We start from the raw sequence: 23,651 nt of genomic DNA on the forward strand, positions 1-23,651 counted from the left end.
CGGATTTTTCAATATTTAGCCACAAGAGATCGATGCCTGAGACACGTCTCGGCTGGGGACAGGTGGAACCGGAAACGGAAACGAGAAACAAGACAATGCTTGCAGAATCAACTATCGAGCAGAAATGCATCGACGCGGGCCTGAAAATGACAGGCCAACGCCGGGTGATTGCCCGTGTGCTCTCTGAGTCCGAAGACCACCCGGACGTTGAACTGGTTTATCGTCGCGCGACCGACATTGATCCGAAGATTTCGATTGCGACGGTGTATCGCACCGTGCGCCTGTTCGAAGAGGCAGACATCCTTGAAAAGCACGATTTCGGTGACGGTCGTGCCCGTTACGAGGAACTGACCGAAGAACATCATGACCACCTGATCAACATGCGTTCGGGTGAGGTGATCGAGTTTTCGAACGAAAAAATCGAAAAGCTTCAGGAAGAGATCGCCAACGAACTGGGCTATCGCCTGGTTGGGCATCGTCTTGAGCTTTATGGTGTTCCTTTGAAAGACGGCAAGTAATTCTGCTGTTCAATGGCGCACGCGACTTATGATTTTCAAGGCCACTTGCTGATATCGGCAAGTGGCCTTCATATTTTTGTTACCTGTTCTTCACAAAGCCTTCACTCGCTCTTCACGCAGTTCTTGCGCAATATCCGTGCAGTTGAACGAAAGGGTGTTGTCATGCGTGACGAAAAACAGCTTCAGCGGCTTGAGGTTCGCCTTGCCGAGAATGAAACCGAAATTCTCGCCAGCCAGAAGCTTCGCTACAAAGTGTTCTATGAAGAGCGCGGCGCCAAACCGACCGATGAAATGGCTGCCGAAAAACGCGACTTCGATCACTATGATCCCCTTTGCGACCATCTTCTTGTTCTTGATCACACGCGCGGTGCGGGTGCCGATGCGGTTGTGGGCACCTATCGCCTGTTGCGCCAGTCGGTCGCCAATGAACATGGCGGCTTTTACAGCGCCGATGAATATCACATCGAAAGCATGCTTAATGCGGTGAAGGAAACCGGGGAGATCATGGAACTCGGTCGTTCCTGCGTCGAAGCCGAATACCGCACCATGCCGACGCTGCAGCTTCTGTGGCAAGGGATCGCGGCCTATGTTTTCAAATACGACATCAAACTGATGTTTGGCTGTGCGTCCTTCCACGGCACCGACCCGGATGCCTTCAAGGATGTTCTGACCTATCTGCATCACAATCACCTTGCACCCGAAGACATGCGCCCGCGTGCGATTGCCGATCGCTACGAGCCGATGATGCGCGCCGAGATCGATGGCATCGATCAGCGCCAGGCGCTGCGCGATCTGCCGCCGCTGATCAAAGGCTATCTGCGACTGGGTGGTTTTGTTGGTGACGGGGCGGTGGTCGACCATCAGTTCAACACCACCGATATCTGCATCGTGTTGCCGACCGAAAAGGTCACAGATCGCTATTACAAGCATTACGAACGTACCGCGAGGGTGTCGTGAACTGCTATGTGTGTGCAGCCATCCGGCTGATGGCCTATGCGCTTCTGACGCTGGTTCTGTTGCCGGTTCAGATGGTCGCCATTGCCGCGCGATTGAAGCTGGCCGATGAATTGCCGCGTTTCTATCACGCGCTTTGCCTGCGCATCCTGCATATCGAAGTCCGGGTTTCGGGCGTTGATATGATGGAAGGGCCGGGCGTGATCGTTGCCAACCACGCATCCTATCTTGATATCCCGGTACTTGGCGCTTTGACGCGCGGCAGCTTCATTGCCAAAACCGAAGTCGCCGACTGGCCGGTCTTTGGTTTGCTTGCCAAACTTTCGCGGACCACCTTTATCGAACGCCGCGCTGCGCGATCACGTGAACAGAATGACCAACTCAGCCAGCGTTTGCGAGATGGTGACAAGCTGATCCTGTTCCCGGAAGGCACCAGCAACGATGGCAATCGTGTGCTGCCATTCAAATCAACGCTGTTTGCCTCGGCCGAGCGGGTGATGCCCGATGGGTCGCCGGTGCGCTTCCAGCCGATTTCGATTGCTGCCACCCGTCTTGACGGGGCGCCGATTGGCCGTGATTTGCGGGCGTTTTATTCCTGGTACGGGGATATGGACTTGGCCCCGCATTTGTGGCAGTTTCTCGCGCTCGGCAAGGTGACGGTTGAGATTGTTGTCCATCCGCCCGTGACGCTGGCAGATGCAGCTGGATCACGCAAGGAACTTGCCCGGATGTGTGAAGCCCGCGTTGCCCAGGGACATCAGGCAGCTTTGCGTGGCCTGCATCAGGGTGTGCCGGTCCAGTTGATTGACAGCGATCTTTCCGGTGAGCTGATCGGGTGTTCGCCGCTTGCGATCATTTCGGAAGATTTTCGACTGTTTGGTCCGGATCGACAGTTCGGCTCCTGATCGTTTTGCCGTATAATGCACCGGTTGATGTGAAATTCGGTTTCACCTGACCGGGATTTCAGATAACGAGATGTCCGACGGGTTCCGGTTATTGATGATGTGGAACCCAGGCGCGGTGTGAGCGATCACACCGCTTTTCGGCGTTTTGAGAGAGCGAAACGGATCTGGCGTGACTGAACCGAAGAAACTTTTTGTGAAAACCTATGGCTGTCAGATGAATGTCTATGACAGTCAGCGCATGCAGGATGTTCTGGCGCCGCTGGGTTACCAGTCGGTCGACAGTGCTGAGGGGGCCGATATGGTCATCCTCAATACCTGCCATATCCGTGAAAAGGCCGCCGAAAAGGTATTTTCCGATCTCGGGCGCGTGCGCAAGCACAAGGAAGCCAAGGAAGCCAATGGCGGCGACAAGATGATTGTCGCAGTGGCGGGCTGTGTCGCACAGGCCGAGGGTGCTGAATTGATGAAGCGCGAACCCATGGTCGACATGGTGTTTGGTCCGCAGACCTATCATCGCCTGCCGGAAATGGTGGCGCGCGCCAACCGCGCGATTGGCCGCAACCGTATTGTTGATACCGATTTCCCCGCCGAAGAAAAATTCGATCATCTGCCCGAACAGGTTTCCAGTCAGGGATATTCAGCGTTTCTGGCCATTCAGGAAGGGTGTGACAAGTTCTGTACGTTCTGTGTTGTGCCCTATACCCGTGGGGCGGAATATTCACGCCCCGGTGCCGATGTGATCCGCGAAGCCAAGCAGTTGGTGGCGCAAGGCACGCGTGAACTGACCCTTTTGGGGCAGAACGTGAATGCCTATCACGGCGAAGCACCGAATGGCGGGGAATGGACCCTTGGCCGGTTGCTGCGCGAGCTTGCTGAAATCGACGGGCTGGATCGCATTCGCTACACCACATCCCATCCGCGCGACGTTGATGAAGATCTGATTTCCGCCCACCGTGACATCAAAAAGCTGATGCCGTTCCTGCATCTGCCGGTTCAGGCTGGCGGTGACCGTGTTTTGCAGGCGATGAACCGCAAGCATACCAATGCGGATTACCGCGAGATTGCCAAACGGCTGAAGGATGCCTGCCCGGATCTTGCGCTGTCGTCGGACTTTATCGTCGGATTCCCCGGGGAATCCGACAAGGATTTCGAAGACACGATGGAAATCGTGCGCGATATCACCTTTATCCAGGCCTTCAGCTTTAAATACAGCCCACGCCCGGGCACGCCAGCATCGGCAATGGAATTGCAGGTGCCTGAAAAAGTCAAAACCGAACGGATCATGCGCCTGCAGGCCCTTCTGGCCGAACAGCAGTTGGTGTTTAACCAGAACAGTGTCGGCAAGGAGATGGATGTTCTTCTTGAACGCCGTGGCAAATATGAAGGCCAGCTGGTGGGCAAAAGCCCCTATATGCAGCCGGTTCATGTCAGCGGTTTGCCGGAATCGGCCCTTGGACAGATCGTTCGCTTGAAAATCACCGAAGCGCTGCCTAATTCCCTTGGCGGCGAACTGGTCGACGCCACCCGTAGCGACCAGAAATCTGAAAGGAACGTTGCGTGAGCGGCACCCCCACGAAAAGCAAGACCAACACCAAAACCAAACATGCCCCCAAGGATTCCGATCAGATCGAGTTTCAGGACAATGCGCTTGCGCAGGTTTTGTACGGCCCGCAGGCCGAAAACCTGACACGCCTGTCGGAACGCACCGGGGTTCAGGTTTCCAGCCGTGGGCTGGTGGTGATGCTGGCCGGTGATCCGGCAAAGGTCGCCCAGGCCAAGAAGGTCCTTGCCCAGCTTTATGCGCGCCTGCGTGATAAGGAAATTGATCATATCGATATCGAAACGGTAGACGGTGCCGTGCGCCTTTCCGAACCGGACGACGCCGATCCCTGGAGCGGCCAGACCAAAGACATGTTTGGCGGTTCGCGCCTGACCATCCAGACCAAGAAGCGTCGCATTTCGCCGCGCTCCAAGCGCCAGAAAGACTATGTCGAGGCGATCCTTGATAACGAGCTGATCTTTGGCATCGGTCCGGCGGGTACCGGCAAGACCTATCTTGCGGTCGCCATGGCGGTGCAGGCGTTTATTCTCGGTCAGGTTGATCGCATCATCCTGTCGCGTCCGGCAGTCGAGGCGGGTGAACGTCTTGGCTTCCTGCCCGGCGATTTGAAAGACAAGGTCGATCCGTATCTGCGTCCGCTTTATGACGCGCTCCATGACACGCTTCCGGGCGATGTCGTGATCAAGCGCATGGAAAGTGGTGAGATCGAAGTCGCCCCGCTGGCCTTCATGCGTGGTCGTACCCTTTCACATGCCTTTGTCATTCTGGACGAAGCGCAAAACACCACGCCGATGCAGATGAAAATGTTCCTGACCCGTCTGGGTGAAGGATCGCGCATGGTTGTGACCGGCGACATGACCCAGATCGACTTGCCGGACGGCACAAAGTCGGGTTTGCGCGATGCGCTTGAAACCATTGGCGATGTCAAAGGTGTGGCAACGATCAAGTTCGATCAGCGCGATGTCGTGCGCCATCACCTTGTGACCAAGATTGTTCAAGCCTATGACGCGGCCGATGCCCTGCGTGATCGCCTGAAAAAGGGTTATCGCGGCGAAAAGGACAGTGCAGCCAAGGATGCGGGTGATGACCGCACCGCTTGAACTGGACCTTGAGGTCGAAGCAGGAGACTGGCAACGCGAAGAGATCGCCGCTATCGAGGCTGCCGTGATCGCGGCCCTTGATGGTGCGCTGGCCAATGGTGCGCTTTGGGATGACAACGCGGTGCCGACCGACGGCACGGAAGATGAAGGCGATGGTGCATCGCTTTTATCCGTCGCCCCGGTGATCGAAGTCGGGGTGCGGTTATCTGATGATGCATCGGTTCAGATCCTTAATCGCGATTACCGCGACAAGGACAAGTCGACCAATGTGTTGTCCTTTGCGGCCCTTGAAAGTGCCGAGGATGCCGAGGCCTTCATGATGGCGCCTGATATGCCCCTGATGCTTGGTGATATCGTGATTGCGCGTGAAACCTGTTCCCGGGAAGCCGTTGAGCAGAAAAAGCCATTGAAAAATCATCTGGTTCATCTTGCGGTTCATGGCACGCTACATCTTGTCGGCTACGATCATATGGTTGATGATGAAGCCGAAGAGATGGAAGAACTTGAACGTCAAATTCTTGCCGGACTCGGGATTGATGATCCCTATGAGCCGATTGAAGATGAACCTAACTAGAATACGGTTTGTTTGAATTAAAGGATGTCGAAACCGACCCATGAACGACTCTAGTCAACGCGACGACGACCACGAGAGTATGCGCCCTCGCACAGGCGAGGATACAAATCAGGACGCCGAGAACGGCTCCTTATGGGACAATGTGGCCTCCGCCCTGGGCTTCAAGCGGGGCAAGTCCCGCAATGGCGAAGCGTCGCTCAGCGACACGCTTGAAGAACTCGCCGAACGGACCGAGCAGGATGAAGAGCCGGTCTCGCTGCACGAACGTTCCCTTTTTGAAAACATCATTGCGCTCCGCGATATGACGGCAGAAGACGTCATGATCCCGCGTGCCGACATTGTGGCGGTTGCCAAGACCATTACCCTTGATGACCTGGTCGAAGTGATGGTCAAAAAGGCCCATTCACGTTTGCCGGTTTATGGCGATACCCTCGATGACATTGCGGGCATGGTTCATATCAAGGATGTGCTGGGCTGTGTCGCGGCTGGTCGGGAATTCAGCCTGCAGTCGCTGTTGCGCCGGGTGTTGTTTGTCTCGCCCGCGATCCGGGTGCTGGATCTTCTTTCGGAAATGCGGCTGTCGCGCACCCACATGGCGCTGGTGGTTGATGAATTTGGCGGGATTGATGGTCTGATCACCATCGAGGATCTGGTTGAGGAAATCGTCGGCGAGATCGATGATGAACATGATATCGACCAGACGCCCAAGCTGATCCGTCTTTCGGATGGCTGCTATATCGCCGATGCGCGGTTCGAGGTCGAAGACCTTGAAGAAAAGCTGTCCTTTGGCTTGCTTGACGAGGATGAGGACGAAGACATCGATACGCTTGGCGGTCTTGTCTTCTCGCTGGCCGGGCGTGTTCCGGCACGTGGTGAGCTGATCGAACATCCAAGTGGCATTCAGTTCGAGGTTCTTGATGCCGATCCACGGCGTATCCGTCGTCTTCGCATTCATATGATGCGCCGCGAGGAGGATCAGGAACCCGCAGCATCACCAGAAACGCAGGAAAAAAAGGATGATTGACGCCATGGCGCGCCGGATTGCCGGTCTTTCAGGCTGGCGCAGGCGTTTTGTCTGGCTGTTGTCCGGGGCGGTGGCGGTTTTGGCTCTGCCGCCCTTCTTTATTATTCCTGTTCTGCCGATCTGTTTTGCGGTTCTGCTCTGGAGCCTTGAGGGCGTTCGCTGCAACAAGGGTGCACTTTCAGCCGGCTGGTGGTTTGGTACGGGCCATTTTGCCGCAGGCTTTTACTGGGTCAGTCATGCCTTTCTCGTACAGCCGGAAATCTATGGCTGGATGATCCCGTTTGCCTTGCTGGGGCTTGGGGGTGGTTTGGCGATTTTCCCGATGCTGGCGGTCTGGGCTAGTTGGCGTCTGGGCGATGGCCCCATTCGGCGCGCGGTGTTGCTCGCCGTTTTCTGGGCGGTGGTCGAATATCTGCGTGGCCATGTGCTGACCGGCTTCCCCTGGAACCTTTTGGGCCATATCTGGGCGATTGATGCGGCACCGATGCAGTTTGCCTCGGTCGTCGGGGTGTACGGCCTTTCCTTTGTGACTGCCCTTTTCGCAACCTTGCCAGCGGCCTTTGTGGCCGGGAAGCCGGGCAAGCTTGCAGCCCTTGGTGGGATCATGATTGCGTTGATCCTTTGGGGTGGTGGTGCGGTGCGCCTCATGATGGTCGGGCCTGTTGCACCAGAAACTGCCCTTTCGGATCTGCCAGCCGATGTGCCGATTGTTCAGATCGTTCAGCCCAATATTCCCCAGCGTGAAAAATGGCGTCCGGAGCTGCAAAACCAGCATTTCGCTCAGCTTCTTGAGATGTCGCGCAGGCCCGAAGGCCTGCGGCCTGATCAGAAGCGGATTGTCATCTGGCCAGAAACGGCGGCGACCTTTTTTGTCGAGACCCAGACAACGGCTCGCATGCAGATGGCCGAGATGCTTGGGCCTGATGATATCCTGATTACCGGCGCACCCCGGACCTATCCGCGTGATACCGATGAATACAAGGTCTGGAACGCGATTCAGGTGATTGATGCTGGTGGTCATATTGTCGCCAGCTTTGACAAGTTTCATCTGGTGCCGTTTGGGGAGTATGTGCCGTTCCGATTGATCCTGCCGTTTCCGAAACTGACAGCGGGCCGAACCGATTTCTCTGCCGGGCCGGGGCCACAGACCCTGTCTGTAAGGGGGATGCCAAGCTTCTCGCCACTGATTTGCTATGAAGTAATTTTCCCCGGCGCTGTGATTGACGATGACAAACAGCCCGACTGGTTATTAAATGTTACCAACGATGGGTGGTTTGGCCACAGCGCGGGCCCATATCAACATATGGCAGCGGCCAGGTTCCGGACCATTGAGGAAGGCCGCCCCCTCGTAAGGGCAGCCTATGCAGGGGTATCGGTGACGTTCGATGCCTATGGGCGCAAGGTGGAGAGCCTGTCCTTAGGAGAGAGGGGGATCCTCGTGCACCCCCTTTCGAGTGATAAAAACCATACAACAGTATATTATTTGTGGCGTGACTTGCTATTTTACGGTATTGTTACCTTCTTCGCCGTTCTCGCTATGGGATATAGACGCAAAGTAAAATCCCTCTAGGCGGCTGAAAAATTTACCGAACCGTCCAGAAATTGTCCCTCAAAACAAGGACGGATCAGGTCGGAGTGAGAGAAGGAACTACCTCAAAATGTCGCCTAAGGATGAAACTAAGATGGTAAAGAACACACGTGGTCGGGGCCGTGGCCGGACTGCAAGTGGGGCTCCAAATCCTGTCGATATTCACGTTGGTGCGCGTGTTCGACTGCGCCGGACGCTTCTTGGCATGAGCCAGGAAAAGCTTGGCGAAGCGATTGGCCTGACATTCCAGCAAGTGCAGAAATACGAACGTGGTGCCAACCGTGTCGGTGCGTCGCGTCTGTATGATCTGTCACGGGTTCTTGAAGTGCCTGTATCATTCTTCTTCGACGACATGCCCGACGAAATTTCGTCCAAGTCGGTGCATGAACGTCGTGAAATGTCCGAAAGCCCGGACCCGTTTGACAACGATCCGATGAACCGTCGTGAAACGTTGGAACTGGTGCGTGCCTATTACCGGATTACCGATCCGAACCAGCGCAAGAAAATCTTTGAACTCGTCAAATCAATGGGCGCATTGCAGGGCACTGATTCCGATCAGAAATAATCGGATTACCCGATCATTTTGGATACAGGACGTAGTTCACAGAGCGTGAATTACGTCCTTGTCTTTATAAGTAAAACTAACCCGCATGTAAGGTCATCCGGGTTACGGTTTTACGTCGATGATGCTTGACCTTCACAAAGTGATCAGGCACAACCGACGAAATAGTTCGGCCCGGCGCCGGACACTGTGGACGGATTTGGACCGCTTGCCACCACATTAAAAAAGGCTAAGTGGGCGCTATCGATACGGCCTCGTATCGGGAGCCCTCCGGTCCAGTTTTGGAAACCCATTACCGGAGAAGGTCTTATTATGTCTCTTTCCGATTATCTATTTACCAGTGAATCCGTCTCGGAAGGTCATCCGGACAAAGTCTGTGACCGCATTTCCGATTCCATCGTTGATGCTTTTCTTGCTGCGGATGAAGATTCGCGCGTTGCTGTTGAAACCCTTGCCACCACCAACCGCGTGGTTCTGGCAGGCGAAGTACGTGGCCCTGAAAGCGTGACCAAAGAGGTCATGATCGAAAAGGCCCGTCAGGCAATCCGTGACATCGGTTACGAGCAGGACGGCTTCCACTGGAAGACGGCCGAGATTGAATGCCACGTGCATGAACAGTCTGTTGATATTGCACAGGGCGTTGACTCTGCTGGTGAAAAAGACCTTGGCGCTGGTGACCAGGGCATAATGTTTGGTTACGCTTGTAACGAAACCGATGAACTGATGCCGGCACCGATCCAGTTTTCGCACCGTATCCTGCGCGCGATGGCTGCTGACCGTCACTCGGGCAAAGCCCCGCAGTTCGGTCCGGATGCCAAAAGCCAGGTAACCCTGCGCTATGCCGGTGGCAAGCCGGTTGCTGCAACCTCTGTTGTTGTGTCGACCCAGCATGCCGAAGGCCTGTCGCAGAACGACGTTCGCGACCTGGTTCTCCCTTACGTCGAGGCTGCCCTGCCGGAAGGCTGGCTGCCGCCGGCTGATGAAATCTACATCAACCCGACGGGTCGTTTTGTGATTGGTGGTCCTGATGGTGATGCCGGCCTGACCGGCCGTAAGATCATCGTTGATACCTATGGTGGTGCGGCCCCGCATGGTGGTGGCGCGTTTTCGGGTAAGGACCCGACCAAGGTTGACCGTTCGGCTGCTTATGCTGCGCGTTATCTTGCGAAAAACGTTGTTGCTGCTGGTCTTGCGGAAAAATGCACCATTCAGCTTGCTTACGCAATTGGCGTTTCCAAGCCGCTGGCGCTTTACGTGAACAACCACGACACCGGCAATGTTGACGAGACGAAACTCGGTGACGTTCTGCGTCAGCTGATGGATCTCAGCCCGCGTGGCATTCGTGAGCATCTTTCACTTTGCCGTCCGATCTATACGCCGTCTTCTGCTTATGGTCACTTTGGCCGTCAGCCGACCAACGATGGTGGCTTCTCCTGGGAGCGCACCGATCTGGTCAGCGATCTGAAATCGGCATTCGGTGCCTGATTGGCAGAAAGCGTGTAAAACTGCGATTTGCCAAAATCGCATGACGTGATAAGAGGCGGGCGGCCCGGACATATCGGGCCGCCCGTTTTGATTTAAAGACGACCTGACCCGCAAATTCCGACCCTGATCGACTGAAACGACCATGCGCAATAAAGACCGCCCGATCCCGACACCTGATCGTCCGAACTTCTATGGCCGTCGCGGCAGCCGACCGCTCAAGGATTCCCGCAAGGCCCTTGTTGATGCAATGCTGCCCAAGATCGGCATCACCTATCCGGACGAAGCCGGGATTGATCCCAACAGCTATTTCGATGGTACGCCCGATCAGCTTTGGCTGGAAATCGGCTTTGGCGGGGGTGAACACCTTGCCGGTCAGGCCGAAGCCAATCCGGGCATCGGAATTATTGGTGCAGAGCCATTCATGGACGGGGTTGGAAGCCTGTTGCGCCACCTTGATGAGCGCAATCTTTCCAATGTTCGCGTGGTTGCCGATGATTCGCGCCCGCTGCTGTACAAACTTGTGGATGCCTGTTTTGATCGGGCCTTTTTGCTATTTCCCGATCCCTGGCCAAAGAAACGCCACTCAGAACGCCGCTTTATCGGCCCAAAGAACTTGGCACTGCTTGCACGTCTTCTGAAAGACGGGGCGGAGTTTCGGGTTGCCAGCGATGATATGCAGTATATTTCCTGGACCCTGCAGCATATGCACAACCACCCGGATTTCGAATGGCTGGCCGAAGGTCCTGATGACTGGCGCACCCCGCCAAGCGACTGGGTCAAAACCCGCTATGAGCAAAAGGCGCTGCGTCAGGGCAAGAAATGCAACTACCTGCGTTTCCGTCGTAAAAAGCGTGCGGCCTGAAGCTGCGTTGTCTGACAATTCAGTTTGAGAAAACCCGCCTGTTTCAGGCGGGTTTCTTTTTGTGATCGTGTGGGAGGATCATGCCCCTGTACGTCAGCATAAAGTGGTTTATGTTGAGAATGATTTTCATGTGCGATATAGTGCGTGGCTCATCTTCTTGATGTCGAAGTCAAACCGGCATGTTTTGGCCCCACCTTAGTGCCGGTTTGCAGATCAGTCCGAAGGTCCGACCCGTGCCACATTGGGATGTAAACAAGCTCTTTCGAACCTATCATTCGCGACTTCTGCAATTTGTGCGGCGGCGCAAGCTGTCATGGCACATGGCAGATGACATTGTGCAGGACACGTTCCTGCGTATCATTGCAACGCCATCACTGCCCGAGCAGGATTTTGCCAAGTCCTATCTGTATCGTACCGCGAATAATCTGGTAATTGATCATTTCCGACGTGAACGGATCCTGAGCTTTGTCCCCGATCCGGACAAAGCATTCGAAATGCTGGCAGACGATACCCCGTCGCCCGAGCAAATCGCCTGGTCACGTCAGGAACTGAAACGATTGCAGAAAATCCTGCAAAAGCTCCCAAAGCATCACCGCGACGTTTTCATTCTGGCCCGTATTGAAAGTCTGACATATGTGCAGATTGGTGAAAAACTCGGGATTCCCAGCCAGACAGCCTTTAGCAGAATGGTCCGTGCACTTGGCCTGATCAAAGAAGCGATGGATCAGGCGGAAAAAAAGTGATCGGGACTTCGGATATTTCGCGCGTTCGTTCGTTAAAACCTATAGAGCGGAATCATACCTTGTGTTCGGGTGACGCGGTCAGAGCAGGCCCGAACAGTTGAAACCAGAAAACAACCAGACAATGGCAAAAGCAAGTAGCATGAACTCTTTGCGAGATCCGGTATCAGAGCAAGCAGCCTATTGGTTCGCCTTGCTGCTTGATGGCAGTGAAAGCGAAGAAGATCGTCAGAAATTTGCACAATGGGTGGCGCAAGACCCGGCGCATCCAAGGGCATTTTCCGATATCGAGCGTCTGTGGAGTGGCAGTTCAAGCCTTGATTTTACGTCTTCGACCCATATCGGACGGCGCGCCATGCTCGGCGGTTCCCTAGCGACCATCCTGCTTGCAGGGGGGTGGGGGGCATATCGCTACCACCCGCTGGCCGATGTCAGAACGCAAACCGGCCAGCGACGTGAAATCAGCATCCCCGGACAACGCGGACGCAGCATTGTTGCCAGCAACAGCATTCTGTCTTTCGTGTCTGATGGCCGCATGACCGGGGTCGAAATACATCAGGGCGAAGCATGGTTCGAACATGAGGGCGATGATGGTGCCTTTTTCGTCCGCGCCCAAAACGGAAGAACCTTGTCGACCGGCGGAACGTTTGATGTCGCCGCCTATGATGGTGCAGTAACAGTGATCGCCGAAACCAATCCGCTTATGGTCGATATTGCCGGTGGGCGCCATATCGTCGCCGAGGGCAATGCCATGACATACGATGCCACTGGCGTTTCAAGGTCTGCTCATCCGGTTGATGTGCAATCCGCGCTGGCCTGGCGTCAGGGACAGTTAGTCTTCATGGGCGAACCGCTTGTACATGTTGCGACGGTGCTAGAGCGCTGGCAGCTGGGCAAGATCGTTATTATGAGTGGTGCATTGAAGAGGCGGCCAGTGACACTGGTCGTCGATCTGGACCGGTCGCGTGACGTCGTGCCGGTTCTTGCAGATGTCTTGCATGTCGATGTGATGCGCTTCACCGACTATCTGACCGTTATCCGGGACGTCTGAGCCAGATTTATGGGTAAAGATCCTTAGGCCAGACAACTAAAATAATTGCAAATAACAATTATTTTCAAAAAAGATCATTTTGTTTCAGATAAATGCAAAACCCCCTCGTCTGAGAAAGTAGCGAAACAGCAATGCGACTAAGTTGCATTCGTGAAATCAGGAGACCATAATAAAATGCCTTCAGATGGGGTGGGTCGCCTCGGCGATACCAGAAAAACAACTCTCAAAACGGGGACATCCTTGGGGGATGTGAAGGCCTTGGCGTTTGGTGCGCTGGGCTGCGGATTAATTGCGATGGTGCCCGCGGGGGCAGCAGCACAATCAATCGGAAAAACTAGCGCTGACATGCCGTCAGCATTTGAGATCGCACAAGCCAATTCATCTTCTTCAGCGCTTTCCAACGAGACCAATGCGTTTGACATCGAGTCACAGCCGCTTGCGATGGCGCTGGTGGCCTTTTCAAGAATTTCCGGGGTTGATGTCGCAATTGACGGGTCTTTGCCCGACGGGGTTCAAAGTACAGCAATATCGGGTGAGATGAGCGCGGCCGAAGCGCTGGACAGAATGCTGTCGCAAAGTGGCCTCGTCTGGCAGGTGCTGAACGCAACGACGATTTCGGTTATCGATCCGAGCCGTACAAGCAATAATGGCAATGACTTCGTGACAGCGCCCGTCGTTGTGAAGGCACGCCGTCGCGCCATGGGGCCAAATGGTGTTCCGGACGAAGTATATTCCACCCCCGGCTCAGTGGCGGTGATCACGCAGGAAAGCATGCGCAAAGCCCCGGTGCGTGAGGCACGCGAGATTTTCAATAATGTTGCCGGTGTGGATATTGCAAATGATGCCCAAGATCCGGGTTTGACGGTCAATGTGCGTGGTCAGCAGGAAATGGGCCGGGTAAACGTCAATATTGATGGTGCGCGTCAGAACTACAATCAGCTGACACATGGCACGGCATCACGTGTTTATGTCGATCCGGCGCTTCTGGCCGAGGTTGAGGTCGAGAAGTCTGATTTGGCGAAGAATGGTGGTGCGGGTACATCTGCCGGGATCGTCACCATGCGAACGCTTAATACACAGGATATTCTCGACCCGGACGAGGACTGGGGCGGCAAAGTCAATCTTAGCCGCGGTACAAACCAGTATGACTTTGCGGGTGACGTTGCCGTTGGTGCCCGTGTTTCGCCAAAGTTTGATCTATCTGCCGCAGTGAGCCGGAAAGTCGTCGGTGATTATCGTCCCGGGACGCATAACCCGGGCCTTTATCAGGAAATCGATAGCTCACCAAAATATGTCGATGTTTACAGTTCACGCCCGGAATACAGTTATGTCCGGCAAACGTCGGGGCTGGTAAAGGCGAACCTTTTTCTGACCGAAGATCAGGAGTTAAATCTTGGGTATGTCGGAAGCAGCACGTCATACACAAAATCGAGTGATTCGGCGAACAACTACCAGGACCACAATAAAACTGACGTTCATACCGTAACCGCCAAACATGTCTGGAACCCGGAATCAGACCTGATTGCCATGAATAGCGGCCTCTACTGGACACGGACACAGAACCACCAGTTCCGACCGGCGCGATACAATACAAGCGGTGCCGTTACGACGGACTCCTTTGATAACCAGTATACACTCGATACGTTGGGCGGTGAGGTGTCAAACAGCAGCAGCTTTGACTTTGACCTGAGCAGCGACATCGCCAGTCATCTCGGTCTGGATTACGGTGTCGAATATTTTCAGGACACGGCCAAAACAAGTGCAGAGCTTGGCGGTCTTGGCGGCGCGGGTGCCGCGTATGAAATTGAGGGTGGCACGCCGGCCGGTGAGCGCGACGTTTCCGGGGGCTTTGTCGCCGCCACTTATGACCTTAATAACATGTTCGAACTGCGAGGTGGCCTTCGCTATGACCGGTACTCACTGAATGGGGATTCCTATTGGTGTGAGGAAGAGAACTCCGCCAACCTCTGTGAGGACGGTGGCACGCCACTCAACATTGATCTTAGCGAAGATGGGTTTTCGCCATCGGTTGGCGCCAGTGTCAATGTGACCCCGGGAATTCAGCTATTCGCAAACTATCGCCGGAACATGCGTGCCCCGACCATCATGGAATCAATGATCAAGGGCGATCATATTGGCGACAATGCCGGTTTGCCGTTTTACTCCAACGCGAACCTGAAGCCGGAAGAAAGCGAGACAAAAGAAGTTGGTGTCAACTTCAGCTTTGACAATGTGCTTCGCCAAGGCGACGGGTTCAGGGCAAAACTTGCATACTATCGGACCGCAATTGATAACTATATCACCTTGGCCAATGTGCCCCAACCGACGCCGAGCCGAAGTGGTGTTGGTGTGATTACGAACCAGTCAAAAGAAGCAGAAGCCATCGTCAACTTGACTGACCCGGTATACATCAATGGCACCGAAGCCGAGCTGTCTTATGATGCTGGCGAGTTCTATCTCGGTGGTACGATTTCGATCTCGGATACCGATCTGTCAGGCAACCACAATCCATATGTTCTCGACACGGCATATGATCCCTTTGCCGCGGTAAACTATACCCAATTGGGTGGAACTTATCTTGCCTACAATGAAGTCAACTACGGGACCGCTGATCGGCTTTTCGGGATTTATGCAATTCCAGAGCGAAAATACACGGTCGATGGCGGGTTCCGACTGTTTGATCAGGACCTTGTTATTGGAATGCGGGCGTCATTTGTCTATCCGCAGGATAACTTCGGCAGCAGCAATTCGTCCTCAATCGTCTCTGAGTATTTCAAGTACCGGGTGTTTGATTTCTACAGCTCCTATGAAATCAACGAGAGCCTCACATTGAGATTTGCGGTGAACAACATGCTTGATGAAGCCTATGTGCAGGGGACCGGCGGAACATTCGCCCCGGCACCAGGACGAACCGCCATACTGACTTTTAGCGGCAATTTCTAACGTAACGCCGCATCGGCAAGATGCTGAACCCAACCAGGTATGTGCCTGGTTGGGCTTTCGTGTTGATCAATATAAACTATTGATAATAAACAATTTTTTTCGTTGACTTTTAAGGATAATAAGAGTCATTCTCATTGCGTTATCCGCTAAATGGGTAGCTTTATGACAGGAGAAACTGACATGACTATTACGATTGATCTGAACGCAGCATCTTCGGGTGCTGGTGTGGACCTGCATGGTGTTATTGAAGACTTCAACACCAACTTCTCCCTTGGTTCGGGCAACCACGGTACTTTCTATGATGGCTTTGCACCGTCGAGCTATTATGGTGGTACACAGTTCCTGGCGGCCGACCAGGATAGCAGCAGCAGCTACACCGGTTCTGTGCTTGCGACAGCCGGAAGCTCTGACTTCGCCTACGACATCAACACACACACGATCACGGGCAATCTCGACAAGCTGTCCTTTGGCACGACCCTTGGTGTCGCAGACAACGGAACCGAGTTTGACTTCACCGACTCGCCTGTCGATATCTCGGGCCTGAACCTGTCCAACAGCGATACCAATGGCGTTCTTGTCGACATCTATTCCGGCAGCACCGATACGCTGGAATCAGTCCTTGATTCCGGTGTTGAAATCAACGGCAGCGCCGGGGATGACGTAATTGGTGGTTGGGCAGGTGATGACGTTCTGACCGGTAATGGCGGGGCGGACACCTTTGAGTTCGATACCTCGTCAAGCTTTGGCGACGACACCATCACCGACTTCACCGATGGTACCGACGTTCTTGATATCGACTACAACTCGGTCACCATTGGCGATGATGGCGCAGGCAATGCCGTGATCACCCATGCTAACGGCACCGTCACCCTGACCGGTGTTGATTTCAACGACCTTGATGCAACCGACTTCGTTTAACAAAACGGCCCGTCCCGCAAGCTGCGGAACGGGCACAAGGTCTTGATTGCAGGGTGCCGCGTAACAGCGGCACCCACCCCAACCTACCCTAGATGACTGGTGTATCAAAAGCGTGTTTGTCAAAGCATCCCAAAGCCCCACCCAGCCTTCGACGCATTCCGGCCCGATGAGCCGTGCCCTTGGCACATTGCGCGGCGCCTTTTTGGCCGTCGGCGCGATGAGTGGTGTCTCCAACCTTTTGATGCTGACCGGCCCGCTTTTCATGCTTCAGGTCTATGACCGCGTTCTGGCCAGTCAGAGCATCCCCACCCTGATTGCCCTGATCGGTCTTGTGGTTGGTCTTTATCTGTTTCTTGGCGCCGTGGATGCCCTGCGTGCGCGCATGCTGGTCCGGATTGGCTGGCGGGTCGATGAACAGATCGGGCCGATGGCGCTTTCCAGTACCCTGGATCTGCGTCTGAAAAACGGTCGCGAAAACACCCAGCCACTTGGCGATCTTGATCAGATCCGGCAGTTCCTTGGTGGTTCCGGGCCCGTCGCGATATGTGATTTGCCATGGATGCCGCTTTTCCTTGGGATTGTTTTTGCCTTTCATCCCTGGCTTGGCGTGCTGGCGCTTGTCGGCGGGTTGGTCCTGATTGCTCTGACCCTGATCAGTGAATTTGTGACGCGCAAGAAAGTCGCGCGGATGAACAGCCAGATCGTCAGGCGCAATGCGTTGATTGAAGCCGGACGGCAAAATGCCGAAGCCATTCGTGCCATGGGCATGGAAGATGCCTTTCGCGGTGCATGGGCCAAGCAAAACAATCTGTATTTGAACGACAATACCGCCGTTGGTGACGTCAACTCGACCTTCTCGGCCTATATCAAGGTCATTCGTCTGGCGCTGCAGTCCGGTGTATTGGCACTCGGTGCCTATCTTGCGATCAAGCAGGAAGTCACCCCCGGTGCGATGGTCGCAGCATCGATTTTAACCGCGCGTGCCTTATCACCGGTTGAACAGGCCATCGCCAACTGGCGCGGCTTTGTCGCAGCCCGACAAGCTTGGGGTCGTCTTGATGCACTTCTGCCCGATATTTCCGATAAAGCGGCAACCACGACTCTGCCCGCGCCGTCTGAGAGCCTTTCAGTTTCGGGTCTTGTGATCGGAACGCCCGGTAATCAGAAGGCCGGCAAAGACAAGGTTCTTTTGCGGGTTGGCGAGCTTTCCCTAAGCGCCGGCGACGGGCTTGGTGTGATCGGGCCAAGTGGTTCGGGAAAATCGACGCTTGGGCGGGCACTTGTTGGCATGGGGGCGTTTCGCGGTGGCAGTATCCGCCTTGACGGGGCAGAGTTATCGCACTGGAACCCGGTCGATCTTGGCCGCCATATCGGGTATCTGCCGCAGGATGTGGCGCTGTTTGACGAAACGATTGCGCGCAATATCGCCCGGTTGCAGGCTGATGCAACCGACAAGTCCATTGTTTCGGCCGCAAAGGCAGCTGGCGCACATGAGATGATCCTGTCCCTGCCCAACGGATATGACACCCGGATTGGCAGTGGCGGTGTTGTCCTATCAGGCGGGCAGCGGCAACGCATTGGCCTTGCCCGTGCCTTGTTTGGTGATCCGTTCCTGATTGTCCTTGATGAACCCAATGCAAGCCTCGACAGCATCGGTGAACAGGCCTTGCTTCAAGCGGTCAGGGATGCCCGTGCGCGCGGGGCGATCGTCGTTCTGATCGCCCATCGGCCCAGTGCACTTGCAACCGTGAACCTTGCGACCGTTATCCAGGACGGGCGTCAGGTGGCGTTTGGCAAACGCGATGACATCATGCGCAAAACTGTCAGACAGGTGGGAGAAACCGCATGACCAGATTACAGCTTGCCACCGGGCCGAGCGGATCGGCAGATCCCAAGGTGATGTCTCCAGCAATCGCAACATTACGCCGGCATATTGTTTGGGGTGGCGGGATTGTCGCTGTGCTTTTTGCCAGCTGTGTCTTGTGGCTTGTTTTTGCCCAGCTTTCTGGTGCGGTGGTTGCCACGGGCAAGCTCGTCGTCGAAAGCAACGTCAAGGACGTACAGCATTCAGAAGGCGGCATTGTTGGCCAGATCAATGTGAAGAATGGCGATCGGGTTGCAGCCGGTGATCTTCTGATCCGGCTGGACGACACAATGGCGCGTGCAAGTCTCGGAATTGTTGAAACACAATTGTCAGCCTTGGTCGCCAGACGCATGCGTCTGAGCGGCGAACGTGACAACCTGTCCGCCCTTGAAGTGCCGGCGGCCTTTATCGATCGCCAGTCGGAGCCAAAGATATCCGAATTGATCGCGGCCGAGGTCAGTCTGTTTGCCGCCCGCAAGAACAGCCTTGAAGGCGAAAAGGAACAATTGCGCCAAAAGCTTTCCCAGCTTTCAGAAACGGTTGTCGGCCTGACTGCGCAGAAAAACGCCAATGAGGAAGAGCGACATCATATCGTTGATGAACTGACCGGGCTTGAAACCCTGTTTGCCAAACAACTTGTGCCGATCACGCGGGTTGCTGCCCTGCGCCGCGAACGCGCCAGCCTTGATGGCCGACATGGCGAACTGACGGCCCAGATTGCCGCAACACGCATGCAGATTTCCGAAACCGAGATGCAAATCCTGCAGCTTGACCGTGATCGGCAGACAGAGGTTCTTGGCGAACTGACCGATATTGATCAGCAAATTGCCCAATTGATGCAGCGTGAAATCGCCTTGCGAGACCAGCTGCGTCGGATCGATATTCGCGCACCCTATGACGGCACGGTCTATCAGCTTGCTGTGCATACGGTCGGTGGTGTGATTGGTCCGGGTGACAGGATCATGGGGATTGTCCCGGATCAGGACGAGCTGGTGATTGAGGCAAAGGTCAATCCGCGTGACATCGAACAGGTCGTTGTCGGTCAGAAAGCCATGTTGCGCTTCACGGCGTTTAATCAGCGAACCACCCCGGAACTGACCGGACAGGTTTCCTTTGTGTCAGCCGATCTGGATCGCGATGAGCTGACGGGTGAGACATATTATAATGTAAGGGTGCGCATCGAGGCCGGTGAAGTGGCCAAACTTGAAGGTCGTGAATTGGTGCCGGGCATGCCTGTTGAAACCTTCCTGGCAACCGGGGAACGCTCAGCCCTTAGTTATCTGTTCAAACCATTATCGGATCAGTTTGCCCGCGCGTTTCGCGAAGACTGATTGTGACCCTGGAATGATTTTGCGCGGTGAATGTCAGATATCAGCCCGCCTGACCCGTCTTGAGAACAGGGAGCCGAACGGCAATGGACCATTCGGCCGGACTCAGGATCGGACTTATGAAAGGGCAACGGCAATGAATGCTGTATCAGGTCAGGCAATGGCGGGCATGACCCGTCTTGAAGAACTCAAGCAATCGACGCGCAGCGCGCATCAGTCGGTCGATGACATGGTTATGGCCATGGAGCCGTTCGATAGCCGCGACAACTATCTGCGCTTCTTGCGCTTGCAACATATATTTCATGGCCGGATGAAATCACTTTATGCGGCAGCTGATCTGAATGATGCCATTCCGGGCCTGGCAGAGCGCAGCCGATATGATGCCGTCTGTGCCGATATGGCCGACCTTGGGTATGATGCGGATGAAGACTGGAGTCGTATGCCGATTAACGCCGATGGCGCGGAAAGAGTTGGCTGGCTGTATGTCTGTGAAGGCTCATCGCTTGGTGCAGCCTTTTTGCTTAAGGCGGCAGACAAGATCGGTCTGCATGCGCAATTTGGCGCCCGTCATCTGGCCGGCCATGTTGAAGGGCGTGGCAAGTACTGGCGGGAATTTGCAGAGCAGGTCAATGGCTTGGCGCTTGATGCAAAGGACGAGCAAGCGGTGCGTGATGGGGCTGTAAATGCCTTTGCCTTCTTCCGTGGTTTGGCCGCCCCGCAGCCGTCGGTTTAAACCCGCACGGAATCCTTAGGTTGAATGGCGTTGGCTGCCGGTATCCTGACTTGATTTTTGCACAAACCGGCTGTATAACGCCGCCAAGCTTTTTGTAAATTCTGACAAAGAGTGGGCCCCGCGCCCGCTCTTTTGTGCTTTTTGGGGTATGGCATCGCTTTATGGCTGAGCTGATTGGACAACAGTTAAAAGACCCGTTGATGGCGAAAATCGCAGAGATTATCGAGCCGTCAATCAACGCGCTGGGCTTTGAGCTGGTTCGCGTTTCGATGACGGGTCAGGATCACAATATCCTGCAGATCATGGCGGATCGTCCGGACGCGAAAGGCAGCATCAATGTTGAAGATTGCGCCGAAATCAGCCGTACGGTTTCTGCCCTGATGGATGTCGAGGACCCGATTTCAGGTGCCTATCACCTTGAAGTCAGTTCCCCGGGTATCGACCGCCCGCTGACCCGTGCTGCGCACTTTGATGTGTGGAAGGGCTTTGAGGCAAAGGTCGAGCTGGTGATGGCCATGGATGGTCGTCGCCGTTTCAGCGGTGTGCTGGATGGGATTGAAGATAATGCGGTCGCCCTGATTGTGGATGGCGAACGTGTCTTGTTGCCGTTGGCCGATATCGCGAAAGCGAAATTGGTGCTGACAGATGAATTGATCGCGCACGTCACCGGCGACCGCCGGAATGACGACAACGCAGAATAGAGGTTGGATATGGAAGCAACTTCGGGAATGCCGCGGCCGGAACTTTTGCAGGTCGCTGATGCCGTCGCCCGTGAAAAGGGCATTGATCGTGACGAAGTTCTCGGTGCCATGGAACAGGCCATTCAGAAGGCCGGTCGTTCCAGATATGGTCACGAGCATGACATTCGTGCGCATATCGACCGTAAAACCGGCGAAATCAAACTCGCCCGTTACATCGAAGTCACCGATGAAATCGAAAACGATTTCACCCAGATGTCGCTCGAACAGGCACGTATCCGTGACGAGAACATCAATCTTGGTGAGTTCCTGGTTGATCCGCTGCCGCCGATCGATTTTGGCCGTATCGCTGCCCAGACCGCAAAGCAGGTCATCGTGCAGAAAGTGCGCGATGCAGAGCGCGAACGCCAGTTCGAGGAATACAAGGACCGCGCAGACGAAGTCATCAACGGTGTCGTCAAGCGTGTCGAGTTTGGCAACGTTCTTGTCGATATCGGTCGTGCCGAAGCCATTCTGCGCCGTGAAGAACTGATCCCGCGCGAGACCGTGCGTCAGGGTGACCGGGTTCGTGCCCTGATCCTTGATGTCCGTCGTGAACAGCGTGGCCCGCAGATCTTCCTGTCGCGTACCCATCCGACCTTCATGGCAAAACTGTTTGCCCAGGAAGTTCCGGAAATCTACGACGGCATCATCGAAATCAAATCGGTTGCCCGTGACCCGGGTTCGCGCGCGAAAATCTCGGTTCTGTCTTCGGACAGCTCGATCGACCCGGTCGGTGCCTGTGTCGGTATGCGCGGTTCGCGCGTTCAGGCCGTTGTTGCCGAACTGCAGGGCGAAAAAATCGACATCATCCAGTGGTCGGAAGACCCGGCAACCTTCGTTGTGAATGCTCTGGCTCCGGCCGAAGTCACCAAGGTTGTTATCGATGAAGAAACCAACCGCATCGAAGTCGTCGTTCCGGACGATCAGCTGAGCCTTGCGATCGGCCGTCGTGGTCAGAACGTACGTCTGGCTTCCCAGCTGACCGGTTGGGATATCGACATTCTGACCGAGGAAGACGAAAGCGAACGTCGTCAGGAAGAAGCACGCAAGCGTGCGGAAATGTTCATCAAGGCCCTTGATGTTGACGAAGTTATCGCCCATCTCCTGGTCGCTGAGGGCTTCACCTCGATCGAGGAAGTCGGTTATGTGCCGCTGGCAGAACTGGCCGAGATCGAAGGTTTTGAAGAAGAAATCGCCGAAGAGCTGCGCAACCGCGCACGCACCTTCCTTGCCGAAGAGGCCGAGCGTCTTCAGAAGCGTCGTGAAGAGCTCAAGGTTGCCGATGATCTGGTTGAATTCCCGGGTCTGTCGCTTGCTGTTGTTGTTCGCCTTGGCGAAAACGACGTCAAAAACCTTGAAGATTTCGCAGATCTCGCAAGTGACGAGCTGATCGAATATGTCGGGGATGCCGATACCATTACCATGGATCAGGCCAATGACATGATCATGGAAGCCCGTCGCAAGCTTGGCTGGTTCGAAGGTCTTGAAGAAGAGACCGAAGAAACGGCTGAAAGCGAAGAGGCCTAAGGCCGATCGGAGGATGCCATGTCGCATCGTAAAGGCGGCAAGGTAGCCGAGGTTCCGGAACGCCGGTGCATTGTCACCGGCGAAGTCCGGAACAAGGAAGATCTTCTCAGGGTTGTGATCGGGCCGGATGGTTCGGTTGTTCCCGACCTTGAGGAACGGCTGCCGGGACGGGGATTATGGTTGTGCCCGTCGCGGGATGTGATAAATACCGCCTGTGCAAAGAACGCTTTTGCCAAGGCGGCGCGGCAAAAAGTCGTGATCGACACCGCACTTGCAGACCGGATCGAAGAGCTGCTGACACGCAAATGCATCGATCTGTTGTCGCTGGCGCGACGTGCCGGACAGGCTGTTGCAGGATTTGAAAAGGCCCGTGCCCAGATTGCCGAGGGCGCAGCCTTGATATTGGCGGCACGCGATGGTGCCGCAGACGGAAAATCAAAGATCGAGGCCAAGGCCCGGGATCTGCCGATTTATTCCGTTCTGGATGCTGCTGAAATCGGCGCGGCCTTTGGTCGTGAAAAAGCAGTACATGTGGCCGTTGCGCCAGGAGGCCTTGCCAACCGGTTGGGGCGTTCGTGCAAGCGGCTTGAAGGATTTCGCGCTGTCTGACATCAGACCAGCGCCAGACGGACAGGACAGGATCGGAATATGTAGCCGATCCCGCAGGAAATGAG

At 55.0% G+C, this 23,651-nt stretch carries 21 protein-coding genes; all 21 read left to right on the top strand.

The window, feature by feature from the left end; genetic code table 11:
- Window positions 1-95: 95 nt before the first annotated feature.
- The 21 genes from UF64_RS18120 (at window position 96) to UF64_RS18220 (ending at window position 23,586) form a co-directional block, all read left to right on the top strand.
- A complete protein-coding gene (locus UF64_RS18120) occupies window positions 96-518 on the top strand; it encodes a Fur family transcriptional regulator (RefSeq protein WP_044830255.1) in 423 nt (140 codons plus the stop codon).
- Window positions 519-680: 162 nt separating this feature from the next.
- Entirely contained in the window at window positions 681-1,475 is a 795-nt protein-coding gene (locus tag UF64_RS18125) for a GNAT family N-acetyltransferase (RefSeq protein WP_044830256.1), read from the top strand.
- Entirely contained in the window at window positions 1,472-2,377 is a 906-nt protein-coding gene (locus tag UF64_RS18130; protein ID WP_044830031.1) for a 1-acyl-sn-glycerol-3-phosphate acyltransferase, read from the top strand. Before UF64_RS18125 ends, UF64_RS18130 begins: the two co-directional genes overlap by 4 nt.
- 169 nt (window positions 2,378-2,546) lie before the next feature.
- Window positions 2,547-3,938 (top strand): tRNA (N6-isopentenyl adenosine(37)-C2)-methylthiotransferase MiaB, encoded by a 1,392-nt coding sequence (gene miaB, locus UF64_RS18135; protein WP_082049891.1) that lies wholly within the window; start codon window positions 2,547-2,549, stop codon window positions 3,936-3,938.
- Window positions 3,935-5,038 (top strand): PhoH family protein, encoded by a 1,104-nt coding sequence (locus tag UF64_RS18140; RefSeq protein ID WP_082049893.1) that lies wholly within the window; start codon window positions 3,935-3,937, stop codon window positions 5,036-5,038. The genes miaB and UF64_RS18140 overlap by 4 nt, the downstream gene beginning before the upstream one ends.
- Window positions 5,022-5,612: an rRNA maturation RNase YbeY gene (ybeY, locus tag UF64_RS18145; RefSeq protein ID WP_044830032.1), complete on the top strand. Its 591-nt coding sequence runs from the start codon at window positions 5,022-5,024 to the stop codon at window positions 5,610-5,612. Before UF64_RS18140 ends, ybeY begins: the two co-directional genes overlap by 17 nt.
- Window positions 5,613-5,691: 79 nt before the next feature.
- Complete coding sequence (locus tag UF64_RS18150) at window positions 5,692-6,636, top strand: hemolysin family protein (RefSeq protein WP_044830033.1); 945 nt, start codon at window positions 5,692-5,694, stop codon at window positions 6,634-6,636.
- On the top strand, window positions 6,629-8,206 hold the full coding sequence (gene lnt / locus UF64_RS18155) for an apolipoprotein N-acyltransferase (protein WP_044830034.1): 1,578 nt from the start codon (window positions 6,629-6,631) through the stop codon (window positions 8,204-8,206). The genes UF64_RS18150 and lnt overlap by 8 nt, the downstream gene beginning before the upstream one ends.
- 112 nt (window positions 8,207-8,318) lie before the next feature.
- Window positions 8,319-8,789, top strand: a complete 471-nt coding sequence (locus UF64_RS18160; protein ID WP_008888859.1) for a helix-turn-helix domain-containing protein — start codon at window positions 8,319-8,321, stop codon at window positions 8,787-8,789.
- 309 nt (window positions 8,790-9,098) lie between these two features.
- Entirely contained in the window at window positions 9,099-10,271 is a 1,173-nt protein-coding gene (metK, locus tag UF64_RS18165; protein WP_044830035.1) for a methionine adenosyltransferase, read from the top strand.
- 142 nt (window positions 10,272-10,413) lie between these two features.
- Window positions 10,414-11,133, top strand: a complete 720-nt coding sequence (locus UF64_RS18170; RefSeq protein WP_044830036.1) for a tRNA (guanosine(46)-N(7))-methyltransferase TrmB — start codon at window positions 10,414-10,416, stop codon at window positions 11,131-11,133.
- Between the two features lie 179 nt (window positions 11,134-11,312).
- A complete protein-coding gene (locus tag UF64_RS18175; protein WP_235285148.1) occupies window positions 11,313-11,876 on the top strand; it encodes an RNA polymerase sigma factor in 564 nt (187 codons plus the stop codon).
- 139 nt (window positions 11,877-12,015) lie between these two features.
- Window positions 12,016-12,924 (top strand): DUF4880 domain-containing protein, encoded by a 909-nt coding sequence (locus UF64_RS18180; RefSeq protein ID WP_044830259.1) that lies wholly within the window; start codon window positions 12,016-12,018, stop codon window positions 12,922-12,924.
- Window positions 12,925-13,269: 345 nt separating this feature from the next.
- Window positions 13,270-15,867 (top strand): TonB-dependent receptor, encoded by a 2,598-nt coding sequence (locus UF64_RS18185; RefSeq protein WP_235285149.1) that lies wholly within the window; start codon window positions 13,270-13,272, stop codon window positions 15,865-15,867.
- Between the two features lie 180 nt (window positions 15,868-16,047).
- Complete coding sequence (locus tag UF64_RS18190; protein WP_044830038.1) at window positions 16,048-16,785, top strand: calcium-binding protein; 738 nt, start codon at window positions 16,048-16,050, stop codon at window positions 16,783-16,785.
- A 166-nt stretch (window positions 16,786-16,951) separates the two neighbouring features.
- A complete protein-coding gene (locus UF64_RS18195; RefSeq protein WP_044830039.1) occupies window positions 16,952-18,634 on the top strand; it encodes a type I secretion system permease/ATPase in 1,683 nt (560 codons plus the stop codon).
- Window positions 18,631-19,980 (top strand): HlyD family type I secretion periplasmic adaptor subunit, encoded by a 1,350-nt coding sequence (locus tag UF64_RS18200; RefSeq protein ID WP_052657701.1) that lies wholly within the window; start codon window positions 18,631-18,633, stop codon window positions 19,978-19,980. The genes UF64_RS18195 and UF64_RS18200 overlap by 4 nt, the downstream gene beginning before the upstream one ends.
- Before the next feature lie 133 nt (window positions 19,981-20,113).
- Window positions 20,114-20,710 (top strand): biliverdin-producing heme oxygenase, encoded by a 597-nt coding sequence (locus UF64_RS18205; protein WP_052657702.1) that lies wholly within the window; start codon window positions 20,114-20,116, stop codon window positions 20,708-20,710.
- 200 nt (window positions 20,711-20,910) lie between these two features.
- On the top strand, window positions 20,911-21,411 hold the full coding sequence (gene rimP / locus UF64_RS18210; RefSeq protein ID WP_052657720.1) for a ribosome maturation factor RimP: 501 nt from the start codon (window positions 20,911-20,913) through the stop codon (window positions 21,409-21,411).
- 9 nt (window positions 21,412-21,420) lie between these two features.
- On the top strand, window positions 21,421-22,977 hold the full coding sequence (nusA, locus tag UF64_RS18215) for a transcription termination factor NusA (RefSeq protein WP_044830041.1): 1,557 nt from the start codon (window positions 21,421-21,423) through the stop codon (window positions 22,975-22,977).
- An 18-nt stretch (window positions 22,978-22,995) separates the two neighbouring features.
- On the top strand, window positions 22,996-23,586 hold the full coding sequence (locus UF64_RS18220) for an RNA-binding protein (protein WP_044830042.1): 591 nt from the start codon (window positions 22,996-22,998) through the stop codon (window positions 23,584-23,586).
- The last annotated feature ends 65 nt before the right edge of the window (window positions 23,587-23,651 follow it).

Source organism: Thalassospira sp. HJ, assembly GCF_000948415.1.
In the GTDB taxonomy this organism is placed as follows: domain Bacteria; phylum Pseudomonadota; class Alphaproteobacteria; order Rhodospirillales; family Thalassospiraceae; genus Thalassospira.